Source organism: Alteromonas sp. BL110 (assembly GCF_003443615.1).
GTDB lineage: Bacteria > Pseudomonadota > Gammaproteobacteria > Enterobacterales > Alteromonadaceae > Alteromonas.
In genome coordinates this window covers 1,043,523-1,067,143 of record NZ_CP031967.1, presented here as the reverse complement: position 1 = coordinate 1,067,143, position 23,621 = coordinate 1,043,523, and the positions used below count along the sequence as shown (strand labels likewise).

At 45.6% G+C, this 23,621-nt stretch carries 20 protein-coding genes; 15 read left to right on the top strand and 5 right to left on the bottom strand.

The window, feature by feature from the left end; translation table 11 throughout:
* Window position 1: 1 nt before the first annotated feature.
* A complete protein-coding gene (epmB, locus tag D1814_RS04595) occupies window positions 2-1,027 on the bottom strand; it encodes an EF-P beta-lysylation protein EpmB (RefSeq protein ID WP_118490309.1) in 1,026 nt (341 codons plus the stop codon).
* A 36-nt stretch (window positions 1,028-1,063) separates the two neighbouring features.
* Between epmB and efp the strand changes: the two genes are divergently transcribed.
* The 5 genes from efp (at window position 1,064) to D1814_RS04570 (ending at window position 6,708) form a co-directional block, all read left to right on the top strand.
* Window positions 1,064-1,633: an elongation factor P gene (gene efp, locus D1814_RS04590; RefSeq protein WP_014975647.1), complete on the top strand. Its 570-nt coding sequence runs from the start codon at window positions 1,064-1,066 to the stop codon at window positions 1,631-1,633.
* 102 nt (window positions 1,634-1,735) lie between these two features.
* Complete coding sequence (gene epmA / locus D1814_RS04585) at window positions 1,736-2,704, top strand: elongation factor P--(R)-beta-lysine ligase (RefSeq protein WP_118490308.1); 969 nt, start codon at window positions 1,736-1,738, stop codon at window positions 2,702-2,704.
* Between the two features lie 179 nt (window positions 2,705-2,883).
* Window positions 2,884-5,337, top strand: a complete 2,454-nt coding sequence (locus tag D1814_RS04580; RefSeq protein WP_118490307.1) for a TonB-dependent receptor — start codon at window positions 2,884-2,886, stop codon at window positions 5,335-5,337.
* Window positions 5,338-5,526: 189 nt separating this feature from the next.
* The gene (locus tag D1814_RS04575; RefSeq protein ID WP_118490306.1) at window positions 5,527-6,150 is read left to right on the top strand and encodes a gamma-glutamylcyclotransferase; all 624 of its coding nucleotides are present in this window, start codon (window positions 5,527-5,529) and stop codon (window positions 6,148-6,150) included.
* Between the two features lie 39 nt (window positions 6,151-6,189).
* Window positions 6,190-6,708, top strand: a complete 519-nt coding sequence (locus D1814_RS04570) for a GNAT family N-acetyltransferase (RefSeq protein WP_118490305.1) — start codon at window positions 6,190-6,192, stop codon at window positions 6,706-6,708.
* 55 nt (window positions 6,709-6,763) lie between these two features.
* Here the strand turns inward: D1814_RS04570 and D1814_RS04565 are convergent, their stop codons facing one another.
* Together D1814_RS04565 and D1814_RS04560 are read right to left on the bottom strand one after the other, a co-directional pair.
* The gene (locus D1814_RS04565) at window positions 6,764-7,372 is read right to left on the bottom strand and encodes a peptidylprolyl isomerase (RefSeq protein WP_118490304.1); all 609 of its coding nucleotides are present in this window, start codon (window positions 7,370-7,372) and stop codon (window positions 6,764-6,766) included.
* Window positions 7,373-7,421: 49 nt separating this feature from the next.
* Window positions 7,422-8,654 (bottom strand): methyltransferase, encoded by a 1,233-nt coding sequence (locus D1814_RS04560; RefSeq protein WP_118490303.1) that lies wholly within the window; start codon window positions 8,652-8,654, stop codon window positions 7,422-7,424.
* A 306-nt stretch (window positions 8,655-8,960) separates the two neighbouring features.
* On the opposite strand from D1814_RS04560, the gene D1814_RS04555 reads away from it, so the two are divergent.
* From D1814_RS04555 to D1814_RS04540, 4 genes are read left to right on the top strand one after another with little or no spacing between them, the layout of a single operon-like run.
* On the top strand, window positions 8,961-9,614 hold the full coding sequence (locus D1814_RS04555; RefSeq protein ID WP_118490302.1) for an alpha-ketoglutarate-dependent dioxygenase AlkB family protein: 654 nt from the start codon (window positions 8,961-8,963) through the stop codon (window positions 9,612-9,614).
* Between the two features lie 5 nt (window positions 9,615-9,619).
* Window positions 9,620-9,940 (top strand): BolA family protein, encoded by a 321-nt coding sequence (locus D1814_RS04550; protein WP_025256584.1) that lies wholly within the window; start codon window positions 9,620-9,622, stop codon window positions 9,938-9,940.
* Between the two features lie 32 nt (window positions 9,941-9,972).
* The gene (locus D1814_RS04545; protein ID WP_118490301.1) at window positions 9,973-10,665 is read left to right on the top strand and encodes a phosphatase PAP2 family protein; all 693 of its coding nucleotides are present in this window, start codon (window positions 9,973-9,975) and stop codon (window positions 10,663-10,665) included.
* 2 nt (window positions 10,666-10,667) lie between these two features.
* A complete protein-coding gene (locus D1814_RS04540; protein ID WP_118490300.1) occupies window positions 10,668-11,309 on the top strand; it encodes a nucleotidyltransferase family protein in 642 nt (213 codons plus the stop codon).
* 18 nt (window positions 11,310-11,327) lie between these two features.
* Here D1814_RS04540 and D1814_RS04535 read toward each other — a convergent pair whose 3' ends face one another.
* Window positions 11,328-12,668: a nitrate regulatory protein gene (locus tag D1814_RS04535; protein WP_118495307.1), complete on the bottom strand. Its 1,341-nt coding sequence runs from the start codon at window positions 12,666-12,668 to the stop codon at window positions 11,328-11,330.
* 306 nt (window positions 12,669-12,974) lie between these two features.
* Window positions 12,975-13,262, bottom strand: a complete 288-nt coding sequence (locus D1814_RS04530; protein ID WP_014948232.1) for a hypothetical protein — start codon at window positions 13,260-13,262, stop codon at window positions 12,975-12,977.
* Between the two features lie 458 nt (window positions 13,263-13,720).
* On the opposite strand from D1814_RS04530, the gene D1814_RS04525 reads away from it, so the two are divergent.
* From D1814_RS04525 to D1814_RS04495, 6 genes are all read left to right on the top strand, one after another.
* Complete coding sequence (locus D1814_RS04525) at window positions 13,721-15,286, top strand: SulP family inorganic anion transporter (protein ID WP_118490299.1); 1,566 nt, start codon at window positions 13,721-13,723, stop codon at window positions 15,284-15,286.
* A 329-nt stretch (window positions 15,287-15,615) separates the two neighbouring features.
* Window positions 15,616-18,165: a nitrite reductase large subunit NirB gene (gene nirB, locus D1814_RS04515; protein ID WP_118490298.1), complete on the top strand. Its 2,550-nt coding sequence runs from the start codon at window positions 15,616-15,618 to the stop codon at window positions 18,163-18,165.
* A gap of 57 nt (window positions 18,166-18,222) precedes the next feature.
* Window positions 18,223-18,591, top strand: coding sequence for a nitrite reductase small subunit NirD (nirD, locus tag D1814_RS04510; RefSeq protein ID WP_118490297.1), 369 nt, complete (start codon window positions 18,223-18,225; stop codon window positions 18,589-18,591).
* An 88-nt stretch (window positions 18,592-18,679) separates the two neighbouring features.
* A complete protein-coding gene (locus D1814_RS04505) occupies window positions 18,680-21,598 on the top strand; it encodes a nitrate reductase (protein ID WP_118490296.1) in 2,919 nt (972 codons plus the stop codon).
* Between the two features lie 12 nt (window positions 21,599-21,610).
* Window positions 21,611-22,588: a uroporphyrinogen-III C-methyltransferase gene (gene cobA, locus D1814_RS04500; protein ID WP_118490295.1), complete on the top strand. Its 978-nt coding sequence runs from the start codon at window positions 21,611-21,613 to the stop codon at window positions 22,586-22,588.
* Complete coding sequence (locus D1814_RS04495; RefSeq protein WP_118490294.1) at window positions 22,572-23,558, top strand: glycosyl transferase family protein; 987 nt, start codon at window positions 22,572-22,574, stop codon at window positions 23,556-23,558. Before cobA ends, D1814_RS04495 begins: the two co-directional genes overlap by 17 nt.
* Window positions 23,559-23,621: the final 63 nt, after the last annotated feature.

Here is a 23,621-nt window from a genome sequence, read left to right as displayed (position 1 = left end):
GTTACGGATGCAAATGTAAGTCGATAGGCGTTTTGCCGGGTTGACCGCCAATTTCTCTTACCAGTTTTGGCACTAAAAAGCCCGGCAGACGCTTTATCGCTTCTTCCATAATCAGGCGACCTTCATTATCACTCACATAAAAATGACTCGCGCCTTGTACTTTATCCAAAACGTGCAAGTAGTAAGGCAGGACACCCGCTTCAAAAAGTGACTCGCTTAAATCACTAATTGCACCGCCAGAGTCATTGACTCCTTTTAGTAATACCGACTGATTGAGCAAGGTCACGCCTTTACCTCGCAATGTGCGCAGCCGCATTTTTAATGGCTCAGAGATTTCATTCGCGTGGTTCGCGTGCAGCACCAGCACTTTTTGAAGAGGCAATGCAGTGAACCATTCAATAAAGTCATGACTGATTCTTTCTGGCAGTACCACAGGCAAGCGGCTATGTATGCGCAGGCGTTTTATGTGGGGAATAGCGGCAATTTCATTAGCTAACCATGATAAATGGTCATCTTTCGCCATCAGTGGGTCGCCACCTGAAAAAATCACCTCATTAATCTTGCTATTGCTGCGAAGGTATTCGAGTACATCAAGCCATTGATGTTTGCTTACCGAATTGTCGGCGTAGGGAAAGTGGCGGCGGAAACAGTAACGGCAGTTTATCGCACAGCCAGTGCGAACCATCAATAACACCCGAGAATCGTATTTGTGCAAAATACCCTTGCCTGCTGTGTCATGCTCGTCTAACGGATCTTCGCTATAACCAGGCGACGTTAGAAATTCGTCGCTAAGCGGCATGACCTGTAAAAACAGGGGGTCGTTAGGGTTTCCCTTTTCCATTAGGTCTGCGAAATGCCGTGGAACACGCATTGGAAAAAGGCGGCGCGCTTTAATATGTTGTGCGTATTTTTCTTCGTCTAAATCTAAGTGCTGCAACAGTTTTGCAGGATCGGTATAGCTACTTGCCAATTCTTTTTGCCAGTTATGCTCTACAGAAATCGGTTTTTTAGGTATTATTTGTTCCACGAAACTTTTTGTACCTTATGTTTAGACAGAGGAATTATGGCTAATTACAGCACTAACGAGTTCAAAGGCGGCCTGAAAATCATGCTGGACGGCGAACCTTGCAACATTCTAGAAAACGAATACGTAAAGCCGGGTAAGGGCCAAGCGTTTAACCGCGTAAAAATCCGCAAGCTTATTTCAGGTAAAGTTTTAGAAAAAACTTTCCGCTCAGGTGAATCAGTAGAAGGCGCTGACGTAATGGATACGGAGCTTGCCTACCTGTACACCGACGGCGAATTCTACCACTTTATGAATAATGATACATTCGAACAAATCGCTGCAGACGAAAAAGCGGTAGGCGAGAATAAAAAGTGGTTGGTAGAAAACGACGTTTGTACTATTACACTGTGGAACGGTTCACCTATCACAGTAACGCCACCAAACTTTGTTGAGCTTGAAATCACTGAAACGGACCCTGGCCTTAAAGGTGATACAGCGGGTACAGGCGGTAAGCCAGCAACACTTAGTACAGGCGCAGTTGTTCGCGTTCCTCTATTCGTTCAAACAGGCGAAGTTATCCGCGTAGATACGCGCTCTGGCGAATATGTGTCTCGTGCACAAAAATAATATCTAAAACTGAGGCGCATATAGCGCATTCTGTTTACGTGTAAAGCCGGTGCCTTCGTGTACCGGTTTTTTGTTTTAGCTATTCTTCTTAGGTTTGAACAAATGCAATCTTGGCAGCCGACTACCACACATGATGCGCGTGTAGCGCGTGCAGAATTACTCAGAACCATTCGTGAGTTTTTTTACGCAAGAAACGTGTTAGAGGTAGATACACCTTTACTTTCAAACGGCACAGTAACCGATGAACATCTAGATGCTTTTGATACGCAGTTTAATTTCGCCACATCTGGTAAGCCAAGTAAGCTGTATCTTCAGACCTCGCCAGAATATGCTATGAAGCGCTTACTATGTGCTGATAGCGGCAGTATTTATCAAGTGTGCAAGGCGTTTCGCCACGAAGGGGAAGGGCGCTGGCACAACCCAGAATTTACCATGCTAGAGTGGTATCGTTTAGGCTTTGATCACTTCGCGTTAATGGATGAAGTAGACGCATTGCTAAAAGAAACAATACACACGGCTTCTGCTGATAAAATGACATACCAAGAAGCCTTTCAGCGCTATCTAAATATTGACCCACTAAGCGCTGATGATGAAATTTTGCTAAGCGCAATGGCGCAGCACCATATAGATATTCATGCGCCGCAAAGCTTAAGCTATGACAGCAAATTACAACTTTTATTCAGTTATGTTATCGAGCCTAAAATCGGTATTGAACGGCCTTGTTTTGTCTACAACTTTCCGGCCTCTCAGGCTGCGCTTGCAAAGTTAAGTTCTGCTGATGAGCGGGTTGCTGAACGCTTTGAGGTGTATTACCAAGGCGCTGAACTTGCCAATGGGTTTCACGAGCTAAGTGCGGCTAAAGAGCAACGAGTGCGCTTTGAAACTGATAACAAGAAGCGCAAAGAAGCCGGACTGCCCGTAAAGCCCATTGATGAAAATTTTTTAGATGCTCTTAATGCGGGGTTACCCGCGTGTGCTGGCGTAGCCTTAGGTATCGACAGATTACTTATGCTAAAAATAGGCGCTTCACACATTAAAGAAGTCATTAATTTTAATGTAAGCAGAGCCTAGACGCTTTTTGCATATAAGGAGGCGAAAATTGGCAACTTGGCCCTTAAATAGTCACAAAGCATTAAATAACGTTAGATAAGTGAAAAGTTACGTTGTCCTGCTGTTGACATGAGCAGGTCAATGCTGAAAAATGTTATAACATCACTAAATAATGTTATAACATCCTCAGAGGAATACCCATGAAAATGCGTTCACTGCTAAGTTTGTCCATAGCAGGGCTGTTAAGTGCGCCTGTGTATGCCACCACAGTAACTGGAAAAGTAACCGATACTGCTGGCCAACCTGTAGCTGGTGCAGAAGTTAAAATTGAAGGCAGCCGCCGCGTAGCTTACACCGATGTGAACGGTGTGTACCGTTTTGACGATGTTAAGCAGCCACATATACATTTACATGTTTATTCTTCAAATTATATCCATGGGGATAACGACTTAGGTGACGTAAACGCAGATCAAAACGTCGACTTTATTTTACAGCCAGCATCTGTCGAAAATATTGTTGTAACCGCTAATGCGCTTCAATCATCTGTACTTGAATCGGTTACGCCTGTAACTGTTATCGGCGCTGAAAAACTGCGCAAAATTGAAGCGCCAACCCTAGGCGAGACCCTTAAAAACGCACCGGGTGTGCACAGCACCTATTTCGGTCCAGTATCAAGTAGCCCAGTTATCCGCGGTAACGATGGCCCTCGCGTAAAAATAGTTCAAAATGGCTTAGATGTCTCTGACGTATCTCGTGTTGGACCAGACCATAACGTAGCGACTACGCTTTCAAGCGCAACCCAAGTGGAAGTGCTTCGCGGTCCTGCGACCCTTCAATACGGCAGTGGCGCTATCGGTGGCGTTGTAAACGTGGTTGACAAGCGTATTCCACAGTACCAGATAGACGGCGTCGAAGGCGAAGCAGAAACCAGCTACAGCACAGTAAATAATGGTTCGTACACCCGCGCAGATGTGACCGGCGGTAGCGGCAATATTGTATGGCATGTAGATGGCTTCTATCGCGATACCGATAATGCAGATATTCCTGGGTACGCATCTGTTGAGCCAGATGAAGATGAGCCTTACGGTGAACTAGAAAGTAGTGCCATGGAGACGCGCAACGTGGTTGCAGGCCTATCTTATGTAGCAGAAGAAGGTTACTTCGGTTTCGCGGTTGAGCAGTTAGACAATGAATATGGCGTACCGGGTCACAGCCATGAGCACGAAGAAGAACATGACGAAGATGAGCTTGATGGTGAGCATGACGAAGACGATCACGATCATGAAGAAGAAGAAGGCGTGCTACTTGATGTAGATATGACTCGCTACCAAGCTGCCGGTGAGTGGCATTCTCCTTTCGAAGGATTAACTAACCTTAAATTTGCGGCCGCCTATACCGATTATGAGCACGCGGAAATTGAAGACGGAGAGCCGGGTACTGTATTCACAAACGAATCAAGCGACATCCGCGTGTCTGCTTACCATGAAGAAGTGAACGGGTGGCACGGCGTATTCGGGCTACAGTTTAACCATAGCGATTACAATGCTGTTGGCGAAGAAGCTTTCACACCAGCCAATACCACGTCAAGCTATGCACTTTATGTTGTTGAGCAGAAAAAAGTAGGTGACGTTACCTTTGAGTTGGGCGGCAGACTTGAACGCACAACCTTGGACGCTGAAGCAAGCGAAGTAGAGCTAGACGTTTTACACGAAGATGAGGAGCACGAAGGCGAAGAGCATGATGAGGAGCATGAGGATGAAGAACATGAAGAGCACGCTGTTGCTTTCAACTTCCCAGATTATGACTTCACCAGCCTGTCGCTTTCAGCGGGTGCCAACTGGGAATATCAGGAAGGCCACTCAATTGCAGTGACTTTATCACGCAGCGAACGCGCGCCTAGCCAGCAAGAGCTTTTCTCTGCAGGTCAGCACTTAGCAACTCAAAGCTACGAGGTTGGTTTGGTATTCGATATGGACGAAGAAGGCCATATTGAAGAAAACTTAAGAAGCGTAAACGAAGAAGTTAGTACAAACTTAGATATTACTTTCCGTAAATTTACCGGAAGCTGGGGTTACAGCGCATCTTTCTTCTACAATCAGGCTGATGACTATATTTTCCAGTCGAGTACGGGTTTGCTTGCCCTAAGCGAACACGAACATGAAGAAGAGCACGACGAGCTTGAAGAAGAGCACAGCGATGAAGAGGGCACGCCGGTTTATTACTTCCAGCAGGCTGACGCTGACATATGGGGCTTTGAAGCAGAAACTTACGTAGACTTAACAGACACGCTACGCTTAACTGTATTTGGTGACTATATTCGCGCTGAAGTAGAAGATGACAACCTTCCGCGCACGCCACCTATGCGCTTTGGTAGTGAATTAAGCTATGTGAACAATGGTTTAAGTGCTGACGTAGGGTTCACATGGTACGACGATCAAGATGAAGTTGCCTCGTTCGAAACCTCAACCGATGGCTACACACTGGTTAATGCTAGCGTTCAATACGAATTTGGTTCGCAAGGTATCGACTGGGTGCTATTTGCTCGTGGTGAAAACCTGACTGATGAAGAAGCTCGTGTTCATACATCGTTCTTAAAAGACCAAGCCCCGCTTCCTGGTAGAAACTTTACTATGGGTGTGCGAGCGTTGTTTTAATTAACAGTTTTACTGTAGTAAGCAAAGGCGGTGTAACTTGTTACACCGCCTTTATCATTTATGAAGCGTGAAAAAATATTTATGCGGTATGAAAAAATGCGTAACGCAATTTTTTCTTTGGGTTATACAAAGTAAAGATAAACAGCCCTAAAATAGTGATGATGAAGCAGCTATGAAGTTGAGGTGAGAATGAATGAGATAGCGAAGTGGTTAAGTACGCAAACCGAAAAGCACATGGTTTTAGGTTACGGAAGCTTACTCAGCAAAGATAGTCGAGAGCGCTACTCGAACATTTTCACAAAAGGGATCCCGGTAACCGTATCAGGGTTCGAACGAGCTTGGGTAACGCGCAGCATTCATGAACAGCAAACCTATGTAGGCGCCGTAGCTAACGCCCATAGCCAGCTGAACGCTCAGCTTATCCCCACGCAAATTAACCCAGCATTACAGGAGCGCGAGAAAGACTATCGATTTGTTGAAGTAAGTCCTAAATCGCTTAGTTTTCAACTTCACCAAGGTGAGGTAACAGATGCGTTAAATGAGCGATTCTCGCAGTTCACTTTCTGGATTTGTGAAACACTAGCTTGCGAGCCAGCAAGCGAAGCATTCCCGGTTAACCAAACCTATATTGATACCTGTATGGCAGGTTGTCTAGAGCATGGTGGCATTAAAGAAGCAGAACGATTTGTAATGCATACGTCACTATGGGAGCATCCAAGAGTAAACGACAGAACACAGCCTAAGTACCCGCGCGCAGCAAAAGTAAATAATGAAACTATTGAGCGTATAGACAGAATTCTAGCGAAGCGCTAGTTTTAGCGGTAACAGGCGCCCTTAGGCAGAGAGTTTAGTGTGAATACAGAAACATCAATTTTAACCTCCGATAATATTACCTTAAGACCGCTCACGTTTGATGATCAACGCTGGATTTTAACGTTACAGCAAGACGAGCTGTGGCTTAAGTTCATTGGAAGTAAGAATGTAAATACGTTAGATGATGCCTGTGACTACATCGGAAAAACCAATGCTCAACGAGAAGAGTGGGGGTACGGTCTACTTGCCGTTGAGTCAAATGACACTAAACAGCCGTTAGGAGTTTGTGGTTTATTTAATCGCTTTGCCTTTGAATGCCCAGATTTGGGCTTCGCCATGCTGCCTGAAGCAAGAGGAAGCGGTTTATGCCACGAGGCTTGCAGGAAGGTTATAGCGTGGTCTGCTTCTAAAGGGTATGGCTTTTTAACCGCAATGACGCATCCAGACAATAAGGCATCGCAAAAGCTATTGCAGCGACTAGGGTTCAATAAGCAGGGCCTTTACTTCGATAAAATCTTTCCAAAACAGCATTTGTTTAGGTTGGATCTCCAGCCATAGATGAGTTCTCTCTATGGCTGCCTGTCTGACGATTTTCGGCCAAAGGCGCTTTACTTCACAGCGGTGGTAATACAGTTACTTTTTTAATAATGATTGGCTCAATCGGGACGTTATTCGCGTTCAGGCGAATTGAATACTCTGTTTCTACTTCCGACATAGCATCAACAATATCTTCGCCTTCCACAATCACGCCGAAAACTGCATAGCCCCAGTCTCTGCCTGGGTTTAAGCTACTGTTGTCATTAACATTAAAGAAAAACTGTCGGTTTGCGGTATGCGGGTCATTTTGTCTTGCCATAGCAATGGTGTGTAGGTCGTTGGTTAAACCGTTACCTGATTCATTAAATATATCGGGGAAGTTTGACTTGCCATTGAAGTCAGCGGTGTAGCCGCCACCTTGCACAACAAAGCCGGGCACGATGCGATGGAAAATTGTGTCTTCATAGGCTCGCTTATCTACGTAACGAAGAAAGTTGTTTACCGTAATTGGTGCACGTCTTCTGTCTAACTCAACCACGATATCGCCCATGGTCGTTTCAATCTTTACTCGTGGGTAATAGTTATCTGGCTGAACCTGAGACCCATCGTCTTTCTTGGCCATAACCGATGAGCTGCTGCCAATCAGCATAAAAGCGGTCATAAGTGATAAAAGTATTTTCTTCATAAAAATGCCTTTAAATGTATTCCTTAATTTGCGTACTTCTTTTATACGCTTAGCGTTTTGCAGTGCCTAAGATAACGAACTTTTTATCACTGGCAAGTACCTTGGCGCCACCAAATAGCTTTTTGAGTTTAATGTGATAGTCGAGGTGGCGGTTGCCAACCACCACCAAGTGACCACTTTTAATCAGCAATTCACGAGAGTCAGTAAACATTTGCCATGCAATATGATCGGTAATTGCGTTTTGCTGATGAAAGGGAGGGTTACACAAAATCTTGGTAACAGCAGGTTTATTTTCACGATTTATGAGTGTTTCTAAGCAGTTACTTGCCACAAACTCGCACTGGTCGATTTTATCCGGGAAGTTGTTTAGCACATTAAGCCTAGCGCTTTCCAAAGCCATGTATGACTCATCCACAAATATCACTTTGGCGTCAGGAGCGAGAGACAGCGCGTTTACACCCAGGACACCATTGCCGCAACCTAAATCTACCACTACGTCATTGGCACTCACCGTCATGTGCTCAAGCATAATACGTGCACCAATATCTAGCGACTGCCGAGCAAATGTGTTGGCAAGGTTATCTATAGTAAGCTCTGTGCCCATGGTGCTTTTACACTGCCAGCGCGTGGGATAGGGAGAGTCAGCGAGTTTCAGAGACGCACGGGGCGTTGCAAAAATAAGCCGAGATTTCTTTTTAGCAAGAGAGGTGGTTGTAGGGCCAATATATCGTTCAAACAGGTTAAGTACAGACTTCGTAATCGCTTTCACTTTTCCCGTTGCGACGATACGAGTATCAGGCGTAACATATTTCTGTAAATCGATAAGCTGTTGTTCCAGCAGAGCAAGGGCGCGAGGGACCTTTATGACAATAAGGTTAGGTGCAGTTTCTGGTTTAAACGTTAAGCTTTGTACGCTGGTTAACGTTTGCAGCGGTGCGGTTTGGAGCTCACTTGTGTAGCTTGTCTCTGCGCTATTCAGTAAATTATTGGCTTTCAAATTCTCAAACAGTGAACGCAATGAAATATAGGAATCGGACACCCAGTAAGGCGCTAAATGGGAAAACCAGCAGCCTAACGCACCAAAATCATCATTGAAGATCATCATTGACCCATCATTCTCATTGCTGCCAACTGAGAGTGATGTTTCACTTAATAATGTTTCGATGTGCTCAATAACAAGCTCATCGGCGCTATCCCATGCTTGAAGACTTATGTGCTGATGCTTTTCAGGGTAGCGAATCAGCGAGAACTGGCGGTCGGCAAATATAAATTCTGTATTCATTGGGGTCTGTTTTTAGAGAAGGCTCAAAGCATTATCTACTAGGGAATGCTCATTCAGTTTACGTGCTAATGTCTATCTTATCATATCAACCACTTGGCTCTAGCGAATAACCCGTTATTCTTCGGTATTGGATGCACCTTGTATAAAGCACGACATTTAACGATGACAGAGCAATCCGCACTGGAAAAGCATGCGTACTCATTGAAAATAAGGTGTAATTACACAAGCTCTAAAGGGGGCATTGGCACCGTCAACCGCTATGTAGATAGCTAGTATTAAATATCAAAGGAATTATAGTTCTTACACATGCAATTTTCCCTGTTCGACACGGCTGAAGACAAGCGCACGTCTTATAAGCTCCCGTTAGTTGAAGGTGATGTCACTTATTTTCCTAACGCGCTATCGCAGGCTTCTGCTGATACCTTCTTTACAAAGCTACAGGCAGAGTTACCTTGGCGTCAGGATATGATTAAGCTGTTTGGCAAGCCGGTAAAAATCCCTCGGCTTCAAAGCTGGCATGGCGACCCTGAATGTACTTACACCTACTCAAATTTAACCATGTCGCCGAACCCGTGGACTGAAAGCCTTGCAGACATCAAAGCGCGCTGTGAGCAACTGTGTGAAAAATCGTGCGCCTCAGATTACAAAGCAAGGTTCAACAGCGTGTTAGCAAACTGGTATCGCAATGGGCAAGACAGCATGAGCTTTCATTCCGATGATGAACCAGAGCTAGGCATCAACCCAGTAATTGCATCAGTTACCCTAGGTGAGGCAAGACCCTTTGTTTTTAAGCATAAAGAAACAAAGGAAAAGCATACGCAGGTACTTGAACACGGTAGCGTGTTGATTATGGCGGGCGCAACACAAAGCCACTATGTGCACGGTATTGCAAAGACGGCTAAGCCTATCGGTGGTAGAATTAATCTTACATTTCGACATCTTATTCAAAGAGCAAGGTAAGCCAAATGCAAGTAAAAGCGTTTCTAGAAACTACGATCGAGTCTGCACTTAGTCCACATTATCTCGAGGTTGTAGATGAAAGCTTCATGCACAATGTGCCAGACGGCGCGCAGAGTCACTTTAAGGTTACCGTTGTGAGCGATGCCTTTGAAGGTAAGCGATTAATAGCAAGGCACAGAGAAATTAACGGACTTGCGGCAGAAGCGCTGCAAGGGCCTGTTCATGCTTTGGCGCTTCACACGTATACACCTGCCGAGTGGGAAGCACGAGGTGGGGAATCGCTAGCATCGCCCAACTGTCTAGGCGGCAGCAAGCACGATAAGTAGCACCCTCAATCGTACTAAATGGAAGTAGAAACATGACAAGCAGTGAAAAGACAAAAAATGGCGCCATCGCCGATTATTTAAGCATGATTAAAACACCCGCTATTCAAGTTTTACTACTTGGAACAGGCTTTTTGTTAATGATGCTGTTTGTCTACATGGGCGTTCTAACGTCATTTGATAATGCAGTGTTTAACACAATTAGCGAGTTAGGCGATGTGTCGGGGTGGAAGCGTGATGTGCTTAGAGATACCACGGCGCTAGGCAGCAATACGGTGCTAATTTTTGTTGTGGCAGCTGTCGCGGGTGCTTTGGGTATGGCGGGAGAGAAGAAAAAGGCTGTTACCTTTATTATTGCCGTTGCGGCGGGAATTGCGATGACTTTTCTACTTAAAGCGGGTATCGACAGACCGCGCCCATCGCTGACCATGCAGCATGTTGATGTGTATACCCAGAGTTTTCCTTCGGCTCACGCCACCCTATCAACCTTGGTTTACTTTTATGTGGCTCATTTGCTCACACATTTAACGCAAAGTACGAAGGTACGAGTATGGATATACCTTGCGACTACTCTGCTGGTATTTTGCATTGGCCTTAGCCGTGTCTTACTGGGCGTGCACTGGCCTAGTGATATTATCGCAGGCTGGTTTGCTGGCGGAAGCATGGCTGCATTTTGCTTTTATATTATTAAGTGGAAACGAAAGCTGCGTATTAAAGAAAAAGCTTAAGCGTGCAAGATCTCAAACGGCTTGGCGATATCATCAGTCGGGATCCTTTCAAAATGGACTGCCTTCATGCCTTGCGGTCGCTTGATTTACCGCAGGGCTACATAGGTGCAGGGTTTGTGCGAAATGCAATATGGGATGAATTACATGAAAGGGTTAAACCAACCCCGCTTAACGATATTGATGTGATTTACTTTAACGATGAAATCACAGTATCTCAGAATGTTGTAATAGCCCAGACTTCAACAGAACCAGCATTTCAACAACAAGAACACTTACTAATAACTGCAGCCGCTAAATCAGAAATAAAGAACCAAGAAAAAGCCATTGAACGCGAGTTAACCCAAATAATGCCCCAAGCTAATTGGCAGGTGAAAAACCAAGCGCGTATGCATTTGTCTCACGGGCATTCTCCCTATAAAAGCAGTCACGAAGCCATTTCATATTGGATAGAGCGGGAAACTTGCGTAGCGGTTCGCTTATTAGCGAATGATGATTTAGACGTACTTGCACCATTTGGCTTAGCAGCAAATTTCGCGGGCACCATAAGTATTAACCCCCAATATCCAAGACCCGATATTTTTAGTAAGCGACTTGAATCTAAGAATTGGCTTGATGTGTGGCCTTTACTGCAGTTATGCGAATAAAGACTGAAATAGCTGTAGCTACTTTCTCAAAGAATTTTTCGTAGTAATATCTACTATCTTAGTGGCAATAGCCGCTATGGTTGTATTTTCGCTCATCGCTTGTTTTTGCAGTCGGCGATACGCATTGTTTTCGCTTAGTCCAAATTGTTCCATTACTACCAGCTTTGCTCGGCTTATCAGCTTCTGATCTTGAATTGCACGCTTAGCCTCTTCAAGCTCTCGTCCCATGTCTTCTATATGCTGGGCTTGTGAACGCAGTAAGTCGTAAAAAGAGCGGTGGGCCGATAAGGTTTTAGTCTGCTCATCGAGTGACAGCGTTTTAATCTCGTCGTCTTTTGTATCTTCCGCTAAGCCGGGCATGCTGGGGTCAAACAGTAAAGTGAGCGGCGAGCCATCATTGGCGTGCTCATTGTTAAAGCGTGTAAGCAACTGTTGATGATTGGCCATTTCATTTTTTGCATTGGCTACTTTACTGTTAGCTTGCTGTGTTAAGGCTTCGGTCAATGCTACCTCGATATCCTGCATTGCATCTATACGTCGGGTTGCAACATCGAACCAAACTTCTGATATTTCGCCGGCAATAGGGCTGCCGTCTCCTAGCTGCGCGATCATATTTCTAAGCTGTGTAATATCTATTGCGGCAGGGCTTTTATTTAATGCTTCCAATGCCTCTTTATGCGGCTTACAGCTAAATTCACAGAATATATTGAAGTGATGCTCTTGGGCATGCTGAAGCGCAGTAAGCTTTTCACATAGGCGCACATCGAAATGGGTTTCTGCAAAACCAATTGCCCCCCACGCTCGCTCTTGCCCTGCATATTCTTTGGCCTGCATGAAGTTGAACAAAGCAACCAGTAAGCGGGTAATGGTTGGATCGCTTGCAATATCTGCTGCTTCAAAAATGACAGTAAGTAAACTTGCCACTAAACGGCTGTAGGCTCGTGTTGATTCTAGTGGCGTTAGCTGCTGCTTACTGACTTGTTCTCTTAAGCGTGGCAAATAGTCTGTCGCCTGCATGGCTAAAGTAATACTGCTTAATAGGCGCGGGTTACCAGAAGTGATCTCATCAGTTAAGTAGAGAGACTTCAAATGGCTTTTTAGCATTGACTCTGCTTGTTCACTAGCACTGACATACTGCATTCGCTCAACTTGGTAGCGCTCGGCTTTAGACGCAAGAAAGATATTGCTGGCTCCGCGCTCTTTTTGCAGTTCATGTATAAGCTCACGAACCGCAATAACAATACGACAGTTACTAGAAAGCTGTTCTAACACAGTGATTTCTGCATGTTTTGCGGCGAGCAAAAAACGTTTGGTCGCATCGCTACAAAGCGCAATGGTTTGTTCAGGTTCGTGCAGCATAAGAGGCCCTGCTAAATGTTGGTTTACGCAATTCGCTTTTTTATTGATAGTTTTTTGCGAAGTATTGCTTTCAAGCACAATAAATTAAGCAACACTTATGCCCTGTTTATAAGAATGTAGTTATGCAAGGTTTAGATGGGGGGCGTAATGCGCTGAATGCTTAGCAAACCTGATTTTTACAGGTGATAAGCAGAATTGATTGTATGTAACGAGTTACAACTGATGGGCAGGTTAAGAAAGATCGCAAGCGGTATTGCACTTTAGTGGTGCAATCCGCCTTTAGATACTTAGATTTAAACTCAGAAGCTAGTTTCGAACCACGCGAAGAAACCAACCAACAAAGAGAGAAATCAAAAAGCCAAAGAAGGCAATCATAGTCGTAATGGTAAGCATCTGCCCCGAGAAGTCTGCATTTTCCCCGGTATGTTCGCTTACAAGCATTCCTGAAGCCTTGAAAATAAACAGCGCAGCGACAGAAAATAATAAGATAACGGCGGTAGACATAATAGTGGCTTTCCAATAAGCCTTTGGCGACATCCAATGAATCGCGCCTGCCACTAGCACGCACAAAATGGTAAGAATATAAGGTACCACGTAAACTCCTCGTTAAATAAGACCTATGCCTTACATCATTGCCACATCATCATGTGCGACTTAGTGCAAAGTAGCGGGTTAATAATACGAGCTAATGCTACGAACTAATGCTACGAACTAATACTACGAGCTAAGCGCACCGATGGGCTGGGTTGTTAAAATACTGCAATACGATGCCACGTAACATGCCTTTTGTCAGCAAAGGCTCATAAATTTAGTGCGCTTGAAACTAATTCGAGAAGCGGTGTTAACGAGAGATGAAGTGACTTTTACTCTTCTTCTCTTGCGGCCGTGCTCTCTAAATTGTGATTATGCGATAGTAACAATCTATTAAAAGATTTTAAGCTACAATGGTGATAGAATCGCCGAAAAATCATTCTACCTACCTGGTGTACTGCTATCACGCGGTTTACGCCACGGTGGGTTGTTGTGTTTAACATCTTAGCTTCTGAGAGAACATGTTCGATTTAATTACCAGTAAAGACAGCAACGTTAAGAACGACGTGCTATCAGGCATTACAGTGGCACTTGCCCTTGTCCCTGAAGCCGTCGCATTTGCATTTGTAGCCGGCGTAGAACCAATGATTGGTCTTTATGCGGCCTTTATGATGGGCTTGATTACGTCTGCTATTGGCGGTCGCCCTGGAATGATTTCTGGTGCTACCGGCGCCATGGCCGTTGTAATGGTGGCATTGGTTGCCCAACACGGTGTGCAATATCTGTTTGCCGCAGTTATTTTGGCCGGTTTGCTGCAAATAATGTGCGGTATATTCAAGCTCGGAAAGTTTATACGCTTAGTGCCATATCCGGTAATGCTGGGCTTTGTAAACGGTCTTGCGATCGTTATTTTCTTAGCTCAGCTAGGCCAGTTCAAAGTTACTAACGCTGCTGGAGAACTACAGTGGATGGAAGGTACGCTGCTATACTGGATGCTAGGGCTCGTGGCGTTAACCATGGCCATTATCTATTTGTTACCTAAGCTAACCAAAGCTGTTCCAGCCTCGCTAGTAGCGATTGTTACGGTAACAGCATTAGTACACGGCCTCGACTTAGAAGCACGTACGGTAATCGACTTTGTTCGTGACCTGCTACCGGCTGACCAGCGTGACACCGCAACCCTAGCGGGTGAACTTCCTAGCTTTGCTATTCCTATGGTGCCGTTCACCTGGGAAACTTTCATGATAGTACTACCAACCTCAGTGATTCTTTGCTTGGTGGGTCTTATTGAATCGCTTCTTACGCTTTCATTAATTGATGAAATGACCGATACCCGAGGGCGCGGTAACAAAGAGTGTGTTGGCCAGGGCGTTGCAAATACCGTTAACGGTTTCTTTGGCGGTATGGGCGGTTGTGCCATGATTGGTCAAAGCATGATAAACATTAATTCTGGCGGTCGTGGGCGCTTATCTGGTATTACAGCCGCGCTTGTATTACTAGGCTTCATTCTATTTGCTGCACCGCTTATTGAAATGATCCCGCTAGCTGCTCTTGTTGGCGTAATGTTCGTAGTGGTAATCGCTACCTTCGAGTGGGCCTCATTCAGAATTATTCGCGGCGTAAACAAAGAAGATGCCTTTGTACTATTTCTAGTGACAGGCGTTACCGTTATTGCTGACCTTGCTATTGCGGTGGTTGTGGGTGTTATCGTTTCTGCCCTTGTATTTGCATGGAAACACGCTCGTCATATCGAAACTAAGTCGCACATTGATAATGACGGCTGGAAAGTCTATGAACTAGATGGCCCGCTTTTCTTTGGCTCGGTATCGCATTTCAAAGACTTGTTTGATATCGCTAACGACCCGCAAGATGTAGTTATCGATTTTAAAGACTCTCGTATCTGGGATTCATCAGGTATCGACGTATTAGATACCCTTGCAGATAAATATGAAGAGCAAGGTAAGAAGCTACACATTCGTCACATCAGCGATGAGTGTCGTTCACTGCTTCGCAAGGCCGACAAATTTGTTGAAATTAACGTAGTAGAAGACCCTCGCTACCGCGTAGCGACGGATAAACTCGCCTAAGTTATTCGATAGCACTTAATGCACCAAGTAAACACAGTTTTGCGTTTGTTTGGTGCAGTTGTGAAGTCTGTATAATGCTTATTTTACGGTAAATTTAATAAAAACAATGTATTACGAATTTGGCACTGAACTTGGATAGCTATAAGCGTAAAGTGTGTTTTAGTGATTTGTGTCAATCGCTGAAAAATTGTGTGATTTATAACACTCCGTAAAATGTGTTAGCTAGATTCTGCTGAACTTTAGCGTCAGTACTAGCAAAATAGGCAACGAAGCCCGCATCAACGAAAGTTGAAGCGGGCTTTTTTTTGTCCCGAAAAAAGGGGAATACCATGACTTCATTGGACTCAAAAACGCAAATTGTCGTCGTAGGCAACGGCATGGTGGGGCACCATTTTGTTGAGCAGCTTCACCAAAGCGATGCCAATGTAGAAATAACCGTTTTATGCGGCGAATCTCGCCTCGCGTACGACCGCGTTTATTTGTCATCTTTTTTTAGTGGTGCGAGTGCTGACGACTTAGCGCTTACTACACCCGCTCAGTATGCCGAGTGGGGCATAAATGTTGTTACCAATGCCTTAGTTACTGATATTGACCGTGATAATAATAAAGTCACAACGTCAGAAGGGCAGGTGTTCAACTACGACAAGCTGGTTCTTGCCACCGGTTCTTATCCTTTCGTGCCCCCCATTCCAGGTAACGATCAAGAGCATTGCCTAGTGTACCGCACCATTGACGACCTACTCGCTATTGAAGCGTCAGCAGCGGTGAGTAAAGTAGGTGTTGTTGTTGGTGGTGGTCTTCTAGGTTTAGAAGCCGCGAACGCCTTAAAGCAAGCTGGACTAGATACTCACGTGGTTGAATTTGCGCCACAGCTTATGGCGGTGCAGTTAGACCAAGCCGGTGGTACCGTACTTAAAGACAAAATTGAAGATTTAGGCGTAACCGTTCATACCCAAAAGGCAACCCAAACTATCGAAGCTGGTGATACCTGCCGCTATAAAATGGTGTTTGCTGACGGAACCGCGCTTGAGACCGATATGATTTTATTTTCTGCCGGCATTCGTCCGTCAGATCAGCTTGGTAGAAAGTCAGCATTAACATTAGGCGAGCGCGGCGGTATTGTCATTGATAACCACTGCGTGACCTCTGACCCTAATATTTACGCAGTGGGCGAATGTGCGCTGTGGGATAACAAAATCTTTGGCCTGGTTGCACCTGGTTATACCATGGCACGCACGGCAGTAAGTCATATAACCGGTGGCGATGCCGAGTTCGTTGGCGCAGATATGAGTACCAAACTGAAGCTAATGGGCGTAGAAGTGGGCTCAATTGGCGATGCGCACGAACGTACAGAAGGTGCCCTTAGCTACACCTACTTGAATCAGCCTGAAGGCGTGTATAAAAAGCTGGTGGTAGATAGCGAGCAAAAGTACATACTAGGTGCTGTTCTTGTTGGCGATACCAGCGACTACGATACGCTTTTACAGTATACGCTTAACAACATCGAATTACCTGAACACCCAGAAAGTCTAATTCTTCCATCATCCGATGCCGCACCAGCACTAGGTGCCGATGCTCTGCCAGACACCGCGTCTATATGCTCGTGCCTAAACGTGACAAAGGGCGACATTGTTTCAGCTATTGAAGGTGGCTGTTGCAGCGTTGGCGACGTAAAAGGTGAAACTAAAGCCAGTACTGGTTGTGGGGGTTGTGCCGCCCTGCTTAAAAATGTGGTAGACAGCGAGCTTGAAAAGCGCGGTGTTGAAGTATCGAAAGCGATTTGTGAGCACTTCAATTACACCCGACAGGAGCTGTTTCACATTGTTAAAGTTAACGGTATTCGCACTTTCGATGAGCTACTTGAACAACATGGTGAAGGCCTAGGTTGTGAAATTTGTAAGCCTGCTGTGGGGTCTATTCTGGCATCAGTCTACAACGACTACATCCTAAAAGCTTCACACCTTCCTCTACAAGACACCAATGACATCTATCTTGGCAACATGCAAAAAGACGGTACCTATTCTGTGGTGCCTCGCGTGCCGGGCGGAGAAATCACGCCAGAAAAATTGATTTTGTTAGGCGAAGTGGCGAAAGAATATAACCTTTACACCAAAATCACTGGTGGGCAGCGCATCGATTTATTTGGCGCGCGTGTAGAGCATTTACCTGATATTTGGGAAAAGCTCGTCGCCGGTGGATTTGAAACCGGTCACGCGTATGCGAAAGCACTGCGTACTGTGAAATCTTGTGTGGGAAGTACTTGGTGCCGCTACGGTGTGCAGGACTCAGTGGGCACGGCTATTGATTTGGAAAACCGATACAAGGGCTTACGTGCGCCGCACAAAATCAAATTTGCCGTATCAGGCTGTACCCGCGAGTGTGCAGAGGCACAAAGCAAAGACATTGGTGTTATCGCTACCGAGCAAGGTTGGAACCTGTATGTGTGCGGAAATGGCGGTATGAAACCACGACATGCCGATCTGTTTGCCACCGACCTAGATACGGAAACGCTTATTAAATACATCGACCGCGTGCTGATGTTTTATGTGAAAACGGCCGACCGCTTACAGCGCACATCAGTGTGGATGGACAACTTAGAAGGTGGGTTAGCTTACCTGCAAGATGTTGTGATCAACGATGCACTTGGCATTAATGAAGAGCTTGAAGCACAGATGGATGCTGTGGTTGATGCTTATCAGTGCGAATGGAAAACCACCATTGAAGACCCTGAGTCGCGCAAACGTTTCCGTCAATTTGTAAACAGTAGTGCCAGCGACACCAATATTCAGTTTGTTTCAGAGCGCGGACAGGTTCGCCCAGCCACGGAAGCTGAAAAAGTAGCAGGGAAAGATCAGTTTATTCCCGTCTCTATGGTGTAGCCCATAGACTTAATGGTGTAGCCACTGGCTTATCAACCTTGTTAGGAGATACAAATTATGACAGCTGCGCAAAACGTAATAGCATCGGAACAGGCAGTGCAATGGCACCTAGTTTGTGAGACGAACGACCTAGTGACAAACAGTGGCGTTTGCGCCCTTGTTGACTCACAGCAAGTGGCTCTTTTCTGTTTGAAAATAAAGGGCGAAACTCAGGTTTTTGCCATTAGTAACTACGACCCTATTGGTAAAGCAAACGTGCTTTATCGCGGACTTTTGGGGTCGATAGGCGGCGCACCAGTTGTCGCTTCGCCGCTGTACAAAGAGCATTACTTTTTAGAAACGGGGCTGTGTAAAGAGCACGATGATGTATTCGTCACGGCTTACCCTGTAAAGGTAGAGGGCGAGAAGGTATTTGTAGGCATTTAAGCGAACTGCCCTTATTTGAATGCCCATATGAATAAAACCTTCTTGCAAAAACGCATTCAATTACTGCGAAATCGAAAAAGGTAATGACATGAATATGGCTACACGACAACCCGACATGATGTCTGAACAACTAAGACAAACAACATGCCCATACTGTGGCGTAGGGTGTGGTGTAGATATCAGTTGCAACGTAAGCAAGCGTGCCGTATCCCTGGACACTGTTAAAGGCACGCCAGAGCATCCCGCCAATTATGGAAGATTGTGTGTTAAAGGAACAAACCTGCTTGAAACAAACGACCTAAATGGACGTTTGCTTCACCCAACCATAGCGGGTCAACCGGTGGATTGGGACACGGCCACCGGTGTGATTGCGGACAAGATCACATCTACCATTGCGCAGTATGGCGCGGATGCCGTTGCTTTTTATGTATCAGGCCAGCTTCTTACCGAAGACTACTATATTGCCAATAAACTAATGAAAGGTTATATCGGCAGTGCCAATATAGATACCAACTCTCGTCTTTGCATGTCATCAGCCGTAGCCGCTTATAAGCGCGCCTTTGGTGAAGACGTGGTGCCTTGTGATTACACCGACTTAGAGTGTACAGATTTATTAGTCATCACCGGCAGCAATACGGCGTGGGCGCACCCCGTGCTTTTTCAGCGCATTCAGCGAGCAAAGCTGAAGAACCCAAATATGAAGGTCATCGTTGTCGACCCTCGCAAAACGGAAACCTGTACGATAGCTGACCTACACCTGCCTATAACACCAGGTAGTGACGTTGCGCTGTTTAACGGCTTACTTAGCTATGCAAACGCACAAGGTAGAATTGATAAAGCCACCGTTGAAACCTATGCCGACGGGCTTGATGAAGCGCTTGAAAGTGCAAGTACCTTAACACTGGATGACGTGGCTAGCGTATGCGGTATAGAACTAAGCAAGGTTAAGGCTTTTTTCGACGCATTCTGTAAAGCGTCTAGTGCAATTACTTTTTATTCTATGGGCGTTAATCAGTCTTCAGCTGGTGTAGATAAAGCCCAAGCCATCATTAACTGTCACCTGGCTACAGACTTAATTGCCAAAGACGGTTGTGGTCCATTTTCCATCACAGGTCAGCCCAATGCCATGGGAGGGCGTGAAGTAGGTGGGCTAGCTAACATGCTTGCTGCACATATGGATTTAGACAACCCTGAACATATCGAATCAGTAAAAACCTACTGGGATGCACCCGTTATGCCCAAAGGGCAGGGGCTCAAAGCCGTAGATCTATTTAATGCTATTGAGGAAGGAAAGGTAAAATTCGTTTGGATAATGGGGACTAACCCTGTTGTCAGTATGCCTAATCGAGTCCAAGTTGAGCGCGCACTTTCAAAGTGCGAGATGGTCGTAGTGTCTGATATTGTCGAATCGAATGATACGCTTGCCTACGCTCATATTGCTCTTCCCGCCACGGGATGGTCGGAAAAAGACGGTACGGTGACAAACTCAGAACGCCGTATTTCACGTCAGCGCGGTATATTGCCACCGCCAGGTAATGCAAAACACGATTGGCAAATTATGTGCGACGTGGCGACGAAAATGGGCTTTGGCGAGGCATTTAATTTTACCCATCCGTCACAAATATTCTGCGAATACGCTGGGCTAACCGGCTATCACAATAATGGGAAACGACAATTAGACCTTTCTCCCTTACAAGCGTTAAGTGAAGTTCAGTACAACGGTCTATCGCCTATCCAGTGGCCTTTTCAGAACGCAGTTTTAAATACGTCTTCATGTAGCGCTAAGCTCAGTGCAAACAATAAGCCTAACCTTATTAGCAAGCGTCCTTTTGAAGACAAGCAGTTTTCAACCCCTAGCGGTAAAGCTAGGCTCATTCCTGTAACCTATAAAGCCCCGTTGCAGGTAACGTCAGATGCTTACCCTTTTGTCGTTAACAGCGGCCGAGCGCGAGACCAATGGCACACCATGACGCGCACAGGTAAAGCCGCAAAGTTACTCGCCCATATGCCCAGCGCCTCTGTATACATAAACCCTAAAGATGCTGCTGATTTGGGTGTTGCAAATAATGACCTCGTCTCTCTAACAAGTGCGGTGTGTCAAGACGCCCCAGTTATTTACCCGGTTAAAGCGGATACGGATATGCGCGAAGGGGAAGTGTTCATTCCCATTCATTGGTCGGCACAATGGGGCTCTCACAGTAAGCTAGGTGCACTTTACGCCAGCGCGGTAGACCCTATTTCAGGACAGCCCGAACTAAAACACGCTGCTGTGGCTATTGCGCCTGTACGCTACGCTACGTATGGAAAACTGTTTTTATCGTCAAAAATACAATCGTCACACGACTTAAAAAACAGCATCGATAATCCCTGCATCGATAATCAAGAAGCGCTAAAGAAAGTATGTGATTACTGGAATAAAACACCGCTTGAGGCCGAAGGCGCTACATCAAAGGGAAGTAGTTCTGAAGAAGCGCTATCAGTATTAAACGTAGCTTCGAACAAAGGCCGTCGAGAATTTACACAAGCGTTGATACCTCTACTGTCGCAAAACGCGGTGCTATTGCAGTTTCATCATCATAAGTACTCAGTATGCCTTGCGCTTGTCGATGACATACTCTGCTTTGCTGCGTTTCTAGGCGATGAGCCAGAAAAAGCTGCAAGGTCACCAGCAGCCACACGTACAATAGCGCAGCCAGCGCCGCATTCAAAAAGCACATGGTCAGTGCCTAACGCATGGCTTGCTAGCCTTTTAAATACGCCTATTTCTAGTGAGTCACAACGCAACTTATTGCGAGGCCAGGTGGATGAAGCGTTTCTAAATGGCGATGTAGTTTGTAGCTGCTTTGAAGTACGAGAAAAGACGATTACAGATGCCATCATCAAAGGCTGCTCATCGGTACACGAACTTGGTAATCAGTTAAAATGTGGCACTAACTGTGGTTCTTGTAAGCCCGCCTTGTCTCAGCTTATAGACAAGCATTTAGTTATAGAAACCCAATCTGTTTAGGAGCGTTAAATTATGTCAATTGCATCTAGCTGGTCGTTACCGTTTTTGCGCACCTTATTCAAACAGCAAAAACCTTTGTTTAATTTCTTTTATCGCGATGCTAGTTCCGCTAAGACTTCGGCTACACGCCAGCGTCCTGAAAATAGCAAATCTTTAGTTAAGCATTCGTACCTAGACAAGTGGCTGAAGACAGCAAACCTACGAAATGCGAATCATAAGCAGGGCCAGGTGTTTATCGTCGGCGCAGGCCCTGGCGATGCAGAGCTGCTCACCTTAAAAGCGCTTCGCCTTTTACAGCAAGCCGACGTGGTATTGTTTGATGCACTTGTAAGCGAAGATATTCTATCGCTCATTCCCTCGAGCGTAGCGAAAGAATACGTAGGAAAGCGCTGCAAAAAGCATAGCTTTACCCAAGAAGAAATTTGCAAGCGAGTGGTTGAACTGGCCAGCTTGGGCCATACTGTGGTTCGGTTAAAAGGTGGCGACCCTGCCTTATTCGCCAGAACCTGTGAAGAAACGGATGCGCTTACAAAAGCTAATATCCCGTTTGCTATTGTGCCAGGGATTACAGCGGCATCGGGTGTGTCGGCCTATACGGGTATCCCTCTAACCGATAGGCGCTGTGCTCAGTCAGTAAGTTTTATGACGGCACATTTTAAAGATGCAGAGCAATGGCCTGAAATGGCGCCCATGGCGCAAAATGTGTTAAAGCAAACCATGGTAGTTTATATGGGGTTAAGCCGACTTGAGGGGCTTTGCAAAGGTTTGATACAGCACAAAGTACCAAGTACGTGGTCGGTGGCAGCAATTGAAAATGCTACATCGCCTCAACAGCGCGTAATTACTGGTGAGCTCTCCGATATTCATCGCAAAGTAGAGGCTGCAAATTTAAGCGGGCCCACGTTACTTATATTTGGAAAGGTGGTAGAGTCTCGTCAACAGGTAAATACACTTCTACTACATTCATCTGAGCATGCAACAACCATTTAGCGAATACATAAAGATTATTGGTAAGGGTCAAAAAGGGGGGCGTAGTCTTACCCGTGATGAAGCTTACCATGCCATGAAAATGGTATTGGCCAATAAGGTGACCGGCGATCAACGCGGCGCATTTCTTATGTTACTTCGCACCCGTGAAGAAACCCCAGAAGAAGTTATTGGTTTTGTTGATGCATGCCGAGAACTCATTGAGCCAGAGGTTAAGACACTTACCCCGACGTTAGATATTGGGTGTTATGCAGGAAAACGTCGCCAGCTTCCTTGGTACTTACTGGCGGTAGCTGTACTGGCCAAAAACGGTTATTCAATTATGCTTCACGGTGCCCATGAGCCGGGCTCAGGACGCCTCTATGCAAGCATAGCGCTACCCAAGTTAGGCCTTGTTGAGGTTACCAGTATCGCTGAGGCAAACCAGCAGCTTGCTGATAAATGCGTAACCTATCTCGATTTATCTTATTTGTTACCGTCCCTAGATACCATTATTAAGCTGCGAGACGTGTTTGGGTTGCGTTCTTGTGCCAACACTCTAGCCAGGTTATTGAACCCCACTGGCGCAGAGTTTTGTGTGCAGGGGGTGTACCACATGCATCTTGACCATAAGCACTGCCGTGTAAATGAAAATTACCCGTCGATTAACGCCCTCTGCTTTCGCGGCGACGGTGGCGACCCTGAGGTAAACGGAGAGAGGGAAACCGAACTATTCATTACCCGAAATGGTAAAACTGAAGAAGTAATAATGCCGGTGGTTGCCGACAAATGGGCGCTTAAAGACAAACATATGAACGTAGACGATATGCTAGATGTTTGGGCGGGTAAAGCGAGTAGCCTTTACGGTGAACAAGCCATATTAAGTACACTAGCCAGCTACTTAGTGCTTCTTCAAAATTGTGATGCTGCAGATGCCTTGTCGCAAGCAAGGCTGCTTTGGTCAAAAAGACAAAAAACGGCAATGCCATTCTAGCCTTCCTGCATTCCCACGCTTCGCTAGGAAACTTGCCAGCGCCTTCTGAGTGGGCAATTATCT

Coding starts and splice junctions, on each gene's coding strand:
- efp (WP_014975647.1), top strand. CDS start 1,064: ATGGCTAATTACAGCACTAACGAGTTCAAAGGCGGCCTGAAAATCATG.
- epmA (WP_118490308.1), top strand. CDS start 1,736: ATGCAATCTTGGCAGCCGACTACCACACATGATGCGCGTGTAGCGCGT.
- D1814_RS04580 (WP_118490307.1), top strand. CDS start 2,884: ATGAAAATGCGTTCACTGCTAAGTTTGTCCATAGCAGGGCTGTTAAGT.
- D1814_RS04575 (WP_118490306.1), top strand. CDS start 5,527: ATGAATGAGATAGCGAAGTGGTTAAGTACGCAAACCGAAAAGCACATG.
- D1814_RS04565 (WP_118490304.1), bottom strand. CDS start 7,372: ATGAAGAAAATACTTTTATCACTTATGACCGCTTTTATGCTGATTGGC.
- D1814_RS04560 (WP_118490303.1), bottom strand. CDS start 8,654: ATGAATACAGAATTTATATTTGCCGACCGCCAGTTCTCGCTGATTCGC.
- D1814_RS04555 (WP_118490302.1), top strand. CDS start 8,961: ATGCAATTTTCCCTGTTCGACACGGCTGAAGACAAGCGCACGTCTTAT.
- D1814_RS04550 (WP_025256584.1), top strand. CDS start 9,620: ATGCAAGTAAAAGCGTTTCTAGAAACTACGATCGAGTCTGCACTTAGT.
- D1814_RS04545 (WP_118490301.1), top strand. CDS start 9,973: ATGACAAGCAGTGAAAAGACAAAAAATGGCGCCATCGCCGATTATTTA.
- D1814_RS04535 (WP_118495307.1), bottom strand. CDS start 12,668: ATGCTGCACGAACCTGAACAAACCATTGCGCTTTGTAGCGATGCGACC.
- D1814_RS04525 (WP_118490299.1), top strand. CDS start 13,721: ATGTTCGATTTAATTACCAGTAAAGACAGCAACGTTAAGAACGACGTG.
- nirB (WP_118490298.1), top strand. CDS start 15,616: ATGACTTCATTGGACTCAAAAACGCAAATTGTCGTCGTAGGCAACGGC.
- nirD (WP_118490297.1), top strand. CDS start 18,223: ATGACAGCTGCGCAAAACGTAATAGCATCGGAACAGGCAGTGCAATGG.
- D1814_RS04505 (WP_118490296.1), top strand. CDS start 18,680: ATGAATATGGCTACACGACAACCCGACATGATGTCTGAACAACTAAGA.
- cobA (WP_118490295.1), top strand. CDS start 21,611: ATGTCAATTGCATCTAGCTGGTCGTTACCGTTTTTGCGCACCTTATTC.
- D1814_RS04495 (WP_118490294.1), top strand. CDS start 22,572: ATGCAACAACCATTTAGCGAATACATAAAGATTATTGGTAAGGGTCAA.